This window comes from Stenotrophomonas sp. YJH_SMC_73, assembly GCF_059370155.1.
This window is the reverse complement of sequence record NZ_JCAFTJ010000003.1, coordinates 416,442-430,712: the sequence shown is the minus strand read 5'-3', so window position 1 is coordinate 430,712 and position 14,271 is coordinate 416,442. Positions and strand designations below refer to the sequence as shown.

Here is a 14,271-nt window from a genome sequence, read left to right as displayed (position 1 = left end):
TACCGTCGGCAGTGCGGTGGGTGGCGCACTGAACGGCACGGTTGGCCAGGTCGGCGGTGCAGTGGGCGGCACGCTCAACAACACGGTGGGCGCAGTCGGTGGCGCATTGAACGGTACCGTCGGCAGTGCGGTGGGTGGCGCTCTGAGCGGCACCGTCGGCCAGGTTGGCAGCGCGGTGGGCGGCACGCTTAGCAATACCGTCGGCACGGTCGGTGGTGCAGTGGGCGGCATTCTCAACGGCACCACCGGTAGCCCCGGCACAGGCCTGGGCGGTGTGCTGGGAAGCACGCTGGGCAACGTCGGCAGCGCGGTGGGCAACCTGCTCAACGGCAATCTCAATGGCACTGTCGGCAACCTGGGCAGCGCCGTGGGTGGCCTGGTGGGTGGCACGCTCGGCAGTCTCGGCCTGACCCAGCCGTCGGCGATCCCGCCGACCAGCCCGAAGGCACCGGCGCCGGCCGACCCGAATGCCGGCCTGATCATCGGCACCGGTGGCCTGGTCGGCAATGTCGGCCAGCTGATCGGGCCGACCACCACCAGCTTGTTCGGCGGCAATGGCTACCTGAGCAATGGCAATCTCAAGCTCAGCAATGCCAACGTGATGCAGACCTATTCGACGGTCAATGTGCTGGGCCTGCCGGTGGTGAACCTGTCGCCGGTCGGCAGCACGCTCAACGGTCTGGGCGGCGCGGCCACGGGCGGCAGCTCGCACCTGACCCTGATCGGTGGCGTCACTTCCGACAGCTACATCTACAACATCAACAACGGCAATCCGGGTGGCCTGCTGGGCCTGCTGCTGCCGAAGGATTCCCCGGCGTGGGCGGCCAAGTGTCTGGACATCGCGCTGGCCGACATCTCCTGCTGGGCCGTCAACGCGGCGCAGGACTACCAGGTGCTGATGGGTGACGGCGCCTTCGCCAACGGCTCGAAGGAAGTGGTGATCGGTGCCAACGCACGGCATGAACTGCCGAAGGTCGATGCCAATGTCGCCTTCCCCGGTGATGGCGTGAACGATCCCAGCAACCCGACCGGCGTGCCGACGGCCGACTACGCCGCGCGCATGGGCCATTCGGTGATCGTCGGCGACAGTGCCGTCGGCACCGCCAACGGGCAGACCCTGCTGGGTGCCGAGTCCACCTCCAACCAGGCCAACTCGGTCGCGCTGGGCTACCGCTCGGCCGCACTGCGTGGCGCGCAGGCCAGCTACAGTGCCTACGGCCTCACGGCGCCGCAGGTCTCGGCCGGTGAAGTATCGGTGGGTACCGCCGGTGGGGGCGAGCGCCAGATCACCAACGTGGCTGCGGGCAGCGGCAACACCGACGCGGTCAACGTGGCGCAGTTGAAGGGCGCGATCAGCCTGATCAACGGCGTGGCGGATGCTGCGGTGACCTACGATCTGGACGCCGGCGGCAATCCGAACTATCGACGGGTCACCCTCGGCGCAGGCACCGGCACCACCACCATCGGCAATCTCGCCGCCGGTGCGGTCACCGCGGGCAGCCTCGAGGCCGTCAACGGTGGCCAGCTGGCGGCAACGAACAGCGCGATCGCCAGCTTCTTCGGTGGTCGTGCAGCCTTTGACCCGGCCAGCGGCATCTTCACCGCACCGCTGTTCGAGATCAGCACGATCTCCACCACCGGCGCCATCGCCCAGGGCCTGTACACCAACGCCACCGATGCCTTCGCGGCGGTGGATGGTTCGCTGGTCAACCTCAACACGCAGATCACCGATATCCGCAACGGCGGTACCAAGTACCTGCGGGTGAACTCGACCGGTACCGAGGCCGTGGCCAGCGGCGCCGATTCGATCGCGGTCGGCACCAATGCGCGGGCGACGGCAGCCAACAGCATCGCAGTGGGTGCGGGAAGCCTTGCCGATCGTGCCAACACGGTTTCCATCGGTGCCGCTGGCGCAGAGCGTCAGGTCATCAACGTGGCGGCCGGTACCGCGGCCACCGATGCGGTCAACGTGGGACAGCTGCAGGCCTCGGAGCAGGGGGCACTGCGCTATGACCTCAACGCGGATGGCAGCGTCAACTATGCCAGCGCCACGCTGGGCCAGGCCGGCACCGCCACCACGCTGCGCAATCTCGGCCCGGGCCAGGTCAGCGCCACCAGCAGCGAGGCCATCAACGGGGCCCAGCTGTTCGCCGCCAACCAGGCTGTGGCCACCCACCTCGGCGGTGGTGCTGCGGTCAGCGCCAGCGGCGTGCTGACCGCACCGACGTACTCGATCAACAACGTCGCCGCCAACGGCACCGTGACCAAGGGCAGCTACAACGACGTCGGCACCGCCTTCGATGCGGTCAGCAACTCGCTGGCCAACGTTGCCGACCAGACCGGCGAGATCGACAAGCTGGCCGTGAAATACGATGTCGACGGCAGTGGCAACGTGCTCAACAGCGTGACGCTGACGGGCACCGGTACCGGTGCGGTGAAGATCACCAACGTCGCCGCCGGCAGCATCCTGGCCGGCAGCAGCGACGCCATCACCGGCGACCAGCTGTTCAGCACCCACAGCACCATCGCCAACTACTTCGGCGGCACCACTGCCTACAACGGCACCACCAACGCGTGGACCGCGCCGACGTTCAGCATTTCCAGCATCGCCACCGATGGCACCTTCACCAGCGGCGATTACAACAACGTCACCGCCGCCTTCACTGCCGTCGATGGCTCGCTGAAGGTCCTCAACCAGCGCATCACCAACGGTGGCGGTGGCAGTGCCTACCTGGCGGTGAACTCGACGGCGGCCGCAGCCACCGCGGCCGGTGCGGAAGCGGTGGCGGTCGGCCCGCAGGCCAGTGCAGCCGGTGCCAACAGCGTGGCGGTCGGCAACGGTGCCAGCAGCGGTGCCGGCAACAGCGTGGCGCTGGGTGCCGGTTCGGTGGCCAGCGTTGGCGCACAGAGCGGCTATACCGGCGCCTACGGCCAGACCGGTGCCAGCAACTCGGCCGGTGAGGTCTCGGTCGGCAGCAGCGGCAGCGAGCGCAAGATCACCCACGTTGCCGACGGCTCGGACACCTACGACGCAACCAATGTCGGCCAGCTGAAGAACGGCGTGAATTACGCCATCGACGAGTCGAAGAAGTACACCGACCAGAAGATCCAGAACATCACCAACGTGGCGGGCAGCTTCCGCGCCAACAACACCAACAACCTGGCCGATCCGTCCGCCAGCGGCGCCAACTCCGCCGCCGGTGGTGCAGGCTCCACTGCCGCCGGTGCCAACTCGACCGCGCTCGGCAATGGTTCACAGGCGCAGGCCGACAACTCGGTGGCATTGGGTGCAGGTTCGGTGGCGAACCGGGCCAACACGGTCTCGGTGGGTGCCAGCGGCGCCGAACGCCAGGTGGTCAACGTGGCCGACGGCTCGCAGGCCACCGACGCGGTCAACGTGCGCCAGCTGCAGGCGTCGCAGCAGGGCACCATCCGCTACGACACCACGGTGAACGGTGCGACCAACTACAACAGCGTCACCCTGGGCAGCACCAGCAGCGGCCCGACCACGGTGCGCAACGTTGCCGCTGGCACCGCCGGTACCGACGCGGTCAACGTGGATCAGCTGAAGTCGGGCATGGCGCAGACCCTGGACTGGTCCAAGGCCTACACCGACGAGCGCATGGGTGGCTTCGAGCGCGACCTGCGCAAGACCGACAACCGTGCTTCGGCCGGTATCGCCTCGGCGATGGCCACCGCAGCGCTGCCGCAGCCCAGCGAGGCGGGCCGCAGCATGGCCTCGATCGCGGCTGGCAGCTACAACGGCGAATCGGGCGTGGCGCTGGGCATCTCCGGTGTCTCCGAAGGCGGGCGCTGGATCTACAAGTTCAGCGGTTCGACCAACAGCCGTGGCGAGGCCGGCGTGGCCGTCGGTGCCGGCATCCAGTGGTGATCCCCGCCGCCGGGCCGCGCCCGCGGCCCGGCATCGCGGAAACGTCTACAGGGGGAATGACATGAAACAGCATCGCATCGCCCGCGCCAGCCAACATGCCGCTACGCTGGGCCTGATCCTGGGGATGGGCCTGCTGGCCGCCTGCCGCAGCCATGCGCCGGCCACCGACGGTCCCGTCGAAGCCACCGCCGTGCAGTTCCCGGAGGCCTCCAAGGCCTCGTTGAAGGAAGGCATCTATCCGGACGTCGCCGACCTGCGCCGCTTCGCGCCGGGCATGAGCAAGCGGCAGTTGTACACGCTGCTGGGCACGCCGCATTTCAATGAAGGCATGTGGGGCGTGCGCGAGTGGAACTACCTGTTCAACTTCCGCACCGCGCAAGGCGCGGAGTATTTCACCTGCCAGTTCCAGGTCCGCTTTGACAGCAAGGGCATCGCCCAGGCGGGTTACTGGAAGCCGGAATCGTGCGCGGCCGTGCTGGAGCCGCCGCGGCCACCGGTCCCGCCGGCACCGGCACCGGCACCGCTGCCGGAACAGCTGCTGCGGCTGTCGGCCGACGCGTTGTTCGGCTTCGACAGCGCGGTGCTGAGCGCGGAAGGGCAGCAGGCGGTGCAGGGCATCCTGGCGCAGGTACGCGAAGCCGCACAGGTGCAGTCGATCAGGGTGACCGGCTATACCGACCGTATCGGCAGCGCCAGCTACAACCAGGCGCTGTCGCAGCGCCGCGCCGAGGCCGTGCGCAGCGCGCTGGTGCAGGGCGGCGTGCCTGCGGCCAGCATCAGCGCCGAAGGACGCGGCGCGGCTGAGCCGATCGTGCAGTGCGGGCAGCGCAACCGGCGCGAGCTGATTGCCTGCCTGGCGCCGAACCGGCGCGTGCAGATCGCCGGGATGGCACAGCCACGTTGACCCTCCTGCGCCGGGGCGGTGCCCCGGCATCCCGAGTCCCCCCTGACCGCCGGCAGGCGTGGCAACGTCTCCCCCGTCGTCCACGCCTGCCTGCGGCTCAGGTCTACAAACGGTGCACGCGATGAATGCCCAATTCCTGCCACTCTCCATGAAGACGGAAGCTACGCTCAGCGTGTACGGCCAGCTCGGCAACCATGCCGTGGTGCGCATCCCGGGCCGGCGCCTGCCCGGCCTGATCCTGCAGGCCGATACCGTGGCAGGGTTCCTGGCCCAGCTGCAGGAAGCCCAGGCCTGCCTGCGCAGCGGCCGCGCACAGCGCACCGACGCCGAGCTGGACATGCTGATCGACGTGCTGCAGCAGTGGTACGCCTTGATCGAATCGCGCCTGGCCGACGCCGGCGAGGCGCTGTAAAGAAAAAGGGGACGGAGGGGATTAAGTCGTTTCCTGCACACGCGGGGCAAGAACGACTTAATCCCCTCCGTCCCCTTTTCCTACGCGCGGGCGCGGACCAGCCAGCAGGCGGCATCCACGCGTACGCGGTCGCCTTCGATGAACGGCGCGAATGCAGCCAGCGCCTGGTGGCGAAGCACGGCGGCACGGGCTTCCGGCATTGAGCGCAGGGCCAGCCCCAACGGGCCCAGCTGGCCGACATAGGTGGGCAGGTCTTCGCGGGCGATCGAGCAGGGCAGGTCTACCGCAACCACCTCCACATCCTTCCAACCAGCGGCCCGCACAAGCCGCTGTACCTGCCCGCCGTCGGCAAAGGCGAACTGTCCCGGCGCGCCGGGTACCCGGGGCGGCAGATCCAGTGCATCGCCGATGGCGCGCTCGGCCGTGGTCATGAATGGATTCTCGTCGGCACTGCGCCAGGCGATGAAGCGCAGCCCAGCGCCGGGTGTCGCGGCACGATGCAGGTTGGCGAACGCGGCCTGGCTGTCCTCGAAGAACATCACGCCCAGCCGCGACTGGATCCAGTCGAAGTGCGCGGACGGCAGAGGATGGCGCTGCGCGTCTGCCACGATGAAGTCCGCGTCCAGTCCCGCAGCCTCGGCGCGCTGGCGGGCCAGCGCCAGCATCGGCGCGGAGATGTCCAGGCCGGTGCTGTGTGTCGCCGGGCGTGCGGCGGCTGATGCCAGCAGGCTGGCACCGGTACCGCAGCCTACATCCAGCAGTTGCGTGACGGTCTCCGGAAGTTCGGCCACCAGCAGGTCGGCCATGGGCTGGAACAGGCCATCGAGAATGGCCTGCTGCGCAACCCAGACCTGGCCGCCAGGACCGTTCCACAGGGCGCTCTGATCAACGGGGGGTGTACGGGTCATGGTCTTGCCTTGCAGGGAAGTCGCCCATAGGTTGGCGCTTGAAGGTCACTTGAGGTCAAGCCCGTGCGTGAACTGGATATCGGCGAAGTGGTCAAGCGCAGTGGCGTGCCGGCCTCGACCCTGCGTTACTACGAACAGCTTGGGTTGCTGCAGGCAGTGGGCCGTCGCGGCCTGCGCAGGCAGTACGGCGAGCAGGTGGTGGAGCGGCTGGCACTGATCGGCCTGGGCCAGGCGGCCGGGCTGTCGCTGCAGCAGATCGGCGCATCCCTGCCGCCGCAGCGCGGATGCCTTACGCTGGATCGTGAGGCCCTGCTGGCGCAGGCTGATGTGCTGCAGCAGCAGATCATCCAGCTGCAACGGGTACGCCGGCACCTGCAACGTGCGGCGGCCTGCCCGCAGGCAGAGGATGCCCGGAAGTGCGGCTCGTTCCGGAAGCTGCTGCGGGCACAGCAGCGCATGGCGGGTGGGTGAGAGAAGCGTATCCACGCATGGCGTGAATCCACTGCAGCACGACCTCGGCAGATCCACGCCCTGCGTGGATGAATCAATCGCGGGTGCTGACTTCCCACGTGGCATGCAGCACCCCCGGCACGTGCTCCATCCGTGCCAGCACCAGATCCAGCTCGTCGGCACTGACCGCGGTACTGACCAGCACCGCGATCACGTCGGTAGGCGCGTCGGCATGCTCGACCACCTGCACATCGCCCACTGGATACTGCGCGGCCTCCAGCGCATCGACCAGTCGCTCGCGCACCCGCGGTAGGGCTTCGGCATCCACGCTCAGGCGCACTTCGTAGGTGGCTTCGGTCGCCGCCTCGTTGATCGGGATGCGGTTGATCGCATTCACCAGCGGCCGCAGCAGCGTGTTGCCGGCGATGATCAGCACGGTCAGCAGCACGCCCTCGGCCAGCATGTCCGCGCCGGTGCAGCTGCCGACCGCCGCCGAGCACCACAGGGTGGCGGCGGTGTTCAGGCCGCGCACGTTCATGCCTTCCTTCATGATCACGCCGGCGCCGAGGAAGCCGACACCGGAGACCACGTAGGAGATCACCCGTACCGCCTCGGCGCTGCCGGCGATGCGCATGCCCAGGTCGACGAAGGCGGCGGCGCCCACTGCCACCAGCACGTTGGTGCGCAGGCCGGCGGTGCGTTGCCGGTACTGGCGCTCGGCGCCGATCAGCGTGCCCAGCACGAAGGCGGCCAGCAGGCTGACCACGGTGTCGGCGAAGGGACCGGCCTGGAAGGTCTCAATGAAGCGCATGGCTGGAGTCTACCCGGTCGAGGTGACAGTAGATCCACGCCATGCGTGGATGTCCAGCGGTCCACGCCACGCGTGGTTGGTCAGCGTGTCAGAAACGACTTAATCCCCTCCGTCCCCTTTTTGCGGGGTCAGTCGGTGTCGTCGACGCGCTCGCCCATCAGTTCGCGCTGGCGCTTGTCCAGTTCCTCGGCGTAGCGCTTGCGGACGAAGGCTTCAGAGACCACGCCCAGGACCTGGCCGTCGGCGGCGACCACGGCCAGTTCATCGGCCTGGGTCTGGTCGAAGCGCTGCATCACGCTGACCACGTCCGCGGCCGGTGACAGTGACACGTCCCGGTTCTCGGCCAGCTCGCCGATCATGGTCTCCGGCTTCACGCCGTCGCCGTAGACGCGCGGAATCTGCACGATGCCTGCGTAATGGCCTTCGCTGTCGATCAGGATCACCCGGCTGCCCGAACCCAGCGGGAAGCGCTGGCGGAACGTGGCGGCATCGAGATCGGCCGGCGCGGTAGCCACGCCCTTGCGCATCAGCCGGCCGGCGTTGAGGTTCTGCACCCAGCCCACGTCGCGTGCGCTCTTGATGGTCTCGCCGCGCAGGTGCATGCGCCAGGTCGAGAACGAATAACCGAACCACTGCCGTACCAGCGTGCTGGAGACCAGCACCGCACTCATCACCACGCTGGTCAGCAGGAAGTCGTGGGTGCCTTCCAGCACCAGCATGGCCATGGTCATCGGTGCGCCGACCACGGCGGCGGCCAACGCTGCCATGCCAGCCAGCGCGGCGGACGTGGCATCGATCACCGGCACACCAGTGGCCATCGCCAGCAGGCCGGCGAACAGGGCGCCGACCAGGGTGCCCATGAACAACGAGGCGAAGAACAGGCCGCCGCGGAAACCAAACCCGAGCGAGATGCCCGAGGCCAGGCACTTCAGGGTCAGCAGGCCGCCGATCCAGATCAGCGGCAGGTGCGTGGTCAGGTCCAGGTGCAGCGCGCCATGGCCGGACGACAGCACCTGCGGGCTGGCCAGGGCCAGCGGAATCAGCAGCAGGCCGCCCACCACCGGCCGACCCCAGGCAGGCAGCGGGCTGCGCTTGACCGTGCCTTCGATCGAGGCGATCAGCCGCATCACCGCGATGCCGACCATCGCGCAGCAGCAGCCAAGCAGGCCGTAAATGGCGTAGTCGGCGGCGCGGACATCAATCGTCGACGCAGCCGGCAGCAGGTAGGGCTCGATGCCGGCCTGGTCGGCCACGAATGCACCTGCCAGCGCGGCCACCGCCACCGGCGCCAGTGCGGCCGGGGTGTAGGCGCCGATGACGATCTCGAAGGCGTAGAACGCGCCGGCCAGTGGCGCCCCGAAGGCGGCCGCGATGGCACCGGCGGCACCGGCGCCGACCAGGATGCGCACGTCGTTGCGGCGCAGGCGCATCACCCGGCCCAGCTGCGAGCCGCTGCCCGCTCCCATCTGCGTATACGAAGCCTCCAGCCCGACCGAGGCGCCGCAGCCATTGGACAGCAGGGTCTGGGTCAGCACGATGAGGTTGTCGCGCATCGACATGCGCCCGCCATGCAGGGCATTGGCTTCGACCGCATCGAGCAGGGGCCGCTTGAGCCGGGTCGCGGCCAGGCTGACCAGGCCGACCAGCAGGCCACCCAGCGGCAGCACCAGCAGTGCGGTCCAGGTCAGCGCGGGCAGGGAGCTCAGGCGCATGCCGTCGTCCAGCCCGTACAGGGTGCCCTGCAGCCAGCGTGCGATGCCGGACTGCAGCAGGGTCAGGTAGCCGGCGATCAGGCCGACCAGCAGGGCAAGCGCGATGAACCACAGGTCGCTGCCGCGCAGGCGCAGGCGCAGGCCCTGGAAGGCCAGATGCAGGCGCGATGGCGAAACAGGCAGTGACATGGTGGCGGCATGATACGCCGCCACCGTGGTCGCCGCCGTCACTGCATCGGGCGGTTACCGCGTCAGAAGCGGTAGCGGCCCTGCACGTAGAAGGTGCGTGGCGCAGCCACCATGCGGCCGGCGTTGCCATCGACGTTGCGGGTGTACCAGCGCTTGTCGGTCAGGTTGTTCACGCCCAGCGCGATCTCGCTGTCGTCCAGCCCCGGCACCTGCCAGGCCACCTGCGCGTTCCACAGGCGCACGCCAGGCACGCGGCCCACGCGCGCGTCAGCGGTTTCTTCCCAGGTGTTGGCGGCATCGGAGAACTGGCCGCTCTGGTGGGTGCTGGAGACATTGAAGGTCCAGCCGGCCAGTGCGTAGCGGGCGCCGACGCTGTCGGTGTCGCGCGAGTAGAAGGGCACGTCCAGGCCGCGGTTGTCACCGGACTGCTGGATCGCCTGGGTCCAGGTGTAGTTGGCGTACAGCTCCAGCCCGGCCAGCGCACTGTCCTCGGCGAAGTGGTACTCCAGCGCGCTCTCCACGCCCTTGTGGTCGGTGGCGCCGATGTTCTGGAAGGTCGGCGGGGTGATGCCCGGCACCTGCAGGATCTGGTTGTCGAAACGCATCTTGAACACGGTCACTTCCGCGCGCAGTGCGCCGTCCTGCCAGCGCGCGCCGAGCTCGGCGGTCTTTGCCACTTCCGGATCGAGCGGATTGCTGGCGGTCTGGGAATTCAGCTGGATGTTCTGCACCGGCCCGAACGAGGTGGTGTAGTTGCCGAACACAGTCAGCCGCGGCGTCAGCAGGTAGGCGATGTTGAGCGAGGGCAGGGCCTTGTCGTTGCGGCTGCTGAAGGTCGCCGTGCCACCGGCCTGGCGGCGGTCCATGTCGATCCATTCCATGCGCACGCCCGGGGTGATCCGCCACTGGCCGATCGCGATGCGGTCGTCGATGTAGAACGCATGGGCATCGGTCGCGTTGTCGAAACGGGTGGTGGCACTGGCCACGCCGGTGCGGCGGCTGACGGTGTAGCTGCGGTCGTTGCCGCGTTCGCGCAGGAAGCGGTAGCCGGCGGTGATGTCGTGCACCGTGCTGCCCCAATGCAGGCGCTGGGTATAGCGCGGCTCGATGCCAAGCACGCGGTAATCGCGCGGCTGCACGGTCAACTGGGTATTGGCCGTGTTGATCAGCGAGCTGGCGCGGCTGCTTTCGTTGTAATAGGCCAGCACCTCGAACTCGCTGTTGGCCGACAGCGTGTTGGTGTAGCCCAGGTCGATGCCGGTGCGGTGGCCCTTCCAGAAATCGGTGGAGCGGGTGTTCTGGAACGGGTCGGCCTCGTACTGGGCGCGGGTCAGGCCGCCCGGGGTCAGCGAGCGCACATCGTAGTACGACAGCTTGGCACGCAGTTCCTGCTGCGCGTCGATGGCATAGGCGAACTTCAGCGCCAGGTCGTTGAAGCGGTCATCGCTGCCCTGGCGCCAGCCACGCCCGTCCTGGCCGGAGTACAGCAGGGCTGCGCCCAGGCCGTTGTCGCCGGTACCGCCGAGGAAGGCGTTGTACTGGGTGCTGTCACCGCCGCCATGGTCGTAGGCGGTGTAGCGCACGCCCGCTTCGCCGTGCAGGCCTGCCTCGGTGGGAATGGCGCGGGTGCTGAAGTTGATGATGCCGCCCACGTTCTGCGGGCCGTAGCGCACCGCGCCGCCGCCGCGCACCACGTCGATCGATTCGATGTTGGACAGGCTGGTCGGCGCGAACGACAGCTGCGGCTGACCATACGGCGCCACCGCCAGCGGTACGCCGTCCAGCAGTACGGTCGAGCGCGGCGAGTAGCGCCCGGTCAGGCCGCGCACGCCGATGTTCAGCGAGACCGAGCTGCCGGCCGTACCGGAGTTGTCGGTGACCTGCACGCCGGGGATGCGGCGCATGGCATCGCCGATGCTGGCCGCGCCGCTGGCCTCGATGCGCTGGCGGTCGACCACCGTGCGCGCGCCGGCGAAGCGCTTCACGCTGTCATGCAGGCCGGTACCCAGCCAGCTGCCAGAGACCTGGATGCTGTCGAGCGTGGTAGCGCCGTCCTGGGCGAAGACGCTGGCGGCCGGAAGCAGGCACAGGGTGAGGGCGGCGGCCAGGGGCAGGCGGGCCGGTTGCAGGGCGTGGACGGGCATCGGTGCAGGCTGTGGAAGGTCGTAAATGAGAATTATTGCTGATTCCATTCGCCAATGGAATGCGCGTCGGGTTCATGCCGTTGCCCCGGTGGTAGAGTGGGCGATTGCTTCCTGACTCGCCGAGATCCGCCATGTCCCAAGCCGCCTTCTACCCCGTCGGAACCCCTGGCCAGCCGTGGGGAGCGGCGGAACGGGAGCTGTGGCGTGGTCGCCAGCAGCGCCTGCGTCGCTATGACCAGGAGGTGCTGCCGCGCATCGAGGCGCTGGCCTCGCGTTTCGACAAGGTGGCCTATGGCCGGCTCGACTACGCTGGCGAGACCTATACGTTGTTCGCCCTGCGCAGCCGCGACTGGAACCCGGCGCTGCCCGCCGCGCTGGTTACCGGTGGCGTGCACGGCTATGAGACCAGTGGCGTGATGGGCGCGCTGGAGTTCCTCGAAAAGCACGCCGCCGACTATGCCGGCAAGGCCAACCTGCTGGTGGCGCCGTGCGTGAATCCGTGGGGCTTCGAGCGCATCAACCGCTGGAACTTCGATGCGATCGACCCGAACCGCAACTTCCGCGCCGATGGCCCGGCCCGCGAGTCGACCGCGCTGATCGAGCTGGTTGCACCGATCAAGGGCCAGTTCGTGCTGCACATCGACCTGCACGAGACCACCGACAGTGATGAAAGCGAGTTCCGCCCGGCGCTGGCCGCGCGTGACGGCAAGCCGTTCGAGCCGGGCCTGATTCCGGATGGCTTCTACCTGGTGGATGACAGCGAGGCCCCGCAGCCGGCCTTCCAGCAGGCGGTCATTGCCGCCGTGGAGAAGGTCACCCATATCGCCCCCGCCGACGACAAAGGCGAGATCATCGGTTCGCCGGTGATCGCCCACGGCGTGATCGAGTATCCGCTGGTGAAGCTGGGCCTGTGCGCCGGCATTACCGGCGCGAAGTACACCACCACCACCGAGGTCTACCCGGACAGCCCGCGGGCCACCCCGCAGCAGTGCAACGACGCACAGGTGGCAGCGGTGTGCGCGGCACTGGATTACGCGCTCGCCCATCGCTGACAGATAAAAAGGGGACGGAGGGGATTAAGTCGTTTGTGCCCCAGTACCGCCGGGGCACAAACGACTTAATCCCCTCCGTCCCCTTTTTCACCCCAACGCGTCGGCCCACCAGAGTGCGGCTGGGCCTGGCGGCGTGTCGCGTCGCCACAGCAGGTCGCTGTGGATGCGCCGCGGCCAGCCCGGCAGCACCAGTTCCACCAGCCGCCCACGGTCATAGCGCTGCACCAGCGCCCGCGGCAGTTCGGCCCAGCCGATGCCGTCCTCGGCCATCTCCATCACCATCAGGTAATCGGTGGCGGTCCACGCGAGGCCGGTGACCAAGCGGGTCTGATCGACTTCCGCGCTCAGGCGCACCTGCCGATGCCGTGCCAGTTGTGCGGCGGCGCGACGCCCGGCGCTGGCCAGCGGGTGTCCGCGCGCCACGTACACCGACAGTTCGCTGTGGTGCGCCAGCGGCCGCGCCACCAGCCCATCGGGATAGCGCTCCTGCCTAGGCAGCAGGCCCAGCGCGGCGCGGCCGCCGCTCACCCGTTCCAGCACGTCCTCGCCTTCGGCATCCAGCCACTCCAGCTCGATCTCCGGGAACGCTTCGGCGAAGCGCTGCAGGATCCGCTGCTCCGGATCCAGCTGGTAGACATCGGAAAACACCACGGTCAGGCGCGGCTCGACCGGCGCGGACAGGCGCACGCTCAACTGCTGCAGGCGCGCATCGGCGGCCAGGATCTCCTGTGCGTGGCCCAGCACCTGGCGCCCGGCCTCGGTCAGCCGCGGGTAGCGCCCGCTGCGGTCGAACAGGCTCACGCCGAGGTCGGCTTCCAGGTGGGCAATGGCGGTGCTGACCGTCGACTGGGTCTTGCCCAGCCGGCGTGCCGCGGCCGAGAACGAGCCCAGCGCGGCGGCTTCCACGAAGGCCTGTAGGGATTCAGGGGAATAGGGCATTGATCCATCGCTCCTGTCGATGGAATCCATTTTGATACCACCGTAAAAGGCGATGATACTAACCCCCGTCGCCCCTGTCTGCGAGGGGCGTTCCGGACCCTCCACGCGCGGCGTGGATCCATTGATGAGGCGGCGCGGTCCCCGTCCTGCAAGGAGTTTCACATGTCCCGTACTGTTCCCGCCCGTGGCGCGCTGGTCGCCTGGGCCTGCCTGACCGTGGCGATCGTCGCCGAAGTGGTCGGCACCTCGTTCATGGCCCACGCCGCCCGCGATGGCGGCTGGACCGGTTATCTGATCATGGCCGGTGCGCTGGCGCTGTCCTACTTCTTTCTGGCGCAGTCGGTGCGTCGCATCGCGGTGGGCGTGGCCTACGCGGTGTGGGAAGGCCTGGGCCTGACCCTGCTGACCGTGGTCGGCCTCACCGTGTTCGGCGAGAGCCTGTCACTGCAGCAGCTGGCCGGCCTGGTGCTGGCGGTGGTGGGCATCGTCTGCGTCACCCTCGGGGAGGCACACTGATGAATACCTTGGCTCTGTTTTTCGTGATCTGTTCGGCGCTGATCGATGTCGCCGCGAACATGATGGTGGCCAAGTCGGAAGGCTTCCGCCGCTGGCGCTGGGGTGTCGCCGCGATCGTCATGGTCTGGATCGCCTTCGCCCTGCTGGGCCAGGCGGTGCGTTACATGGACCTGGCCACCGCCTATGCGATGTGGGGTGCGATCGGCGTGATCGGAACTGCCACCTGCGGACGCCTGTTGTTCGGCAACCGCCTGCGTCCGATCGGTTGGATCGGCATCGGTCTGGTCACTGCGGCGGTGCTGCTGCTCAGCACCGCCAAGTAGCAACGGGTCTTTTCGCGGG

The 14,271-nt window shown here is 68.3% G+C and carries 12 protein-coding genes; 7 read left to right on the top strand and 5 right to left on the bottom strand.

From position 1 onward, the window contains the following. The 3 genes from AC5P8R_RS07290 to AC5P8R_RS07280 all read left to right on the top strand — a co-directional run. Nucleotides 1–3,892: YadA family autotransporter adhesin (locus AC5P8R_RS07290; RefSeq protein WP_495223213.1), on the top strand; the 3,892-nt coding region annotated here is incomplete at its 5' end. Between the two features lie 61 nt (nt 3,893–3,953). Continuing rightward, nucleotides 3,954–4,796, top strand: a complete 843-nt coding sequence (locus tag AC5P8R_RS07285) for an outer membrane protein assembly factor BamE (protein ID WP_495223212.1) — start codon at nt 3,954–3,956, stop codon at nt 4,794–4,796. A 148-nt stretch (nt 4,797–4,944) separates the two neighbouring features. Then, a complete protein-coding gene (locus AC5P8R_RS07280; protein ID WP_223224455.1) occupies nt 4,945–5,208 on the top strand; it encodes a DUF6959 family protein in 264 nt (87 codons plus the stop codon). Between the two features lie 80 nt (nt 5,209–5,288). On the opposite strand, the gene AC5P8R_RS07275 is transcribed toward AC5P8R_RS07280, so the two are convergent. Continuing rightward, nucleotides 5,289–6,116 carry a class I SAM-dependent methyltransferase gene (locus tag AC5P8R_RS07275; RefSeq protein ID WP_032962545.1) on the bottom strand — a complete coding sequence of 276 codons (828 nt, stop codon included), beginning with the start codon at nt 6,114–6,116 and terminating at the stop codon, nt 5,289–5,291. A gap of 63 nt (nt 6,117–6,179) precedes the next feature. Between AC5P8R_RS07275 and AC5P8R_RS07270 the strand changes: the two genes are divergently transcribed. Then, entirely contained in the window at nt 6,180–6,587 is a 408-nt protein-coding gene (locus AC5P8R_RS07270; RefSeq protein ID WP_495223211.1) for a MerR family transcriptional regulator, read from the top strand. Between the two features lie 73 nt (nt 6,588–6,660). Here the strand turns inward: AC5P8R_RS07270 and AC5P8R_RS07265 are convergent, their stop codons facing one another. The 3 genes from AC5P8R_RS07265 to AC5P8R_RS07255 form a co-directional block, all read right to left on the bottom strand. Then, the gene (locus tag AC5P8R_RS07265; RefSeq protein ID WP_495223210.1) at nt 6,661–7,377 is read right to left on the bottom strand and encodes an MgtC/SapB family protein; all 717 of its coding nucleotides are present in this window, start codon (nt 7,375–7,377) and stop codon (nt 6,661–6,663) included. 128 nt (nt 7,378–7,505) lie between these two features. After that, nucleotides 7,506–9,278: a chloride channel protein gene (locus tag AC5P8R_RS07260; RefSeq protein WP_046431088.1), complete on the bottom strand. Its 1,773-nt coding sequence runs from the start codon at nt 9,276–9,278 to the stop codon at nt 7,506–7,508. A gap of 62 nt (nt 9,279–9,340) precedes the next feature. Next, entirely contained in the window at nt 9,341–11,422 is a 2,082-nt protein-coding gene (locus AC5P8R_RS07255) for a TonB-dependent receptor family protein (protein WP_495223209.1), read from the bottom strand. 131 nt (nt 11,423–11,553) lie between these two features. Between AC5P8R_RS07255 and AC5P8R_RS07250 the strand changes: the two genes are divergently transcribed. Then, the gene (locus AC5P8R_RS07250; RefSeq protein WP_014647445.1) at nt 11,554–12,474 is read left to right on the top strand and encodes a M14 family metallopeptidase; all 921 of its coding nucleotides are present in this window, start codon (nt 11,554–11,556) and stop codon (nt 12,472–12,474) included. Between the two features lie 87 nt (nt 12,475–12,561). Here the strand turns inward: AC5P8R_RS07250 and AC5P8R_RS07245 are convergent, their stop codons facing one another. Further along, entirely contained in the window at nt 12,562–13,413 is an 852-nt protein-coding gene (locus AC5P8R_RS07245; RefSeq protein WP_014647444.1) for a LysR family transcriptional regulator, read from the bottom strand. A gap of 162 nt (nt 13,414–13,575) precedes the next feature. Between AC5P8R_RS07245 and AC5P8R_RS07240 the strand changes: the two genes are divergently transcribed. Together AC5P8R_RS07240 and AC5P8R_RS07235 are read left to right on the top strand one after the other, a co-directional pair. Next, nucleotides 13,576–13,929: an SMR family transporter gene (locus AC5P8R_RS07240; protein ID WP_010485170.1), complete on the top strand. Its 354-nt coding sequence runs from the start codon at nt 13,576–13,578 to the stop codon at nt 13,927–13,929. Further along, nucleotides 13,929–14,252: a DMT family transporter gene (locus AC5P8R_RS07235; RefSeq protein ID WP_014647443.1), complete on the top strand. Its 324-nt coding sequence runs from the start codon at nt 13,929–13,931 to the stop codon at nt 14,250–14,252. Before AC5P8R_RS07240 ends, AC5P8R_RS07235 begins: the two co-directional genes overlap by 1 nt. Nucleotides 14,253–14,271: the final 19 nt, after the last annotated feature.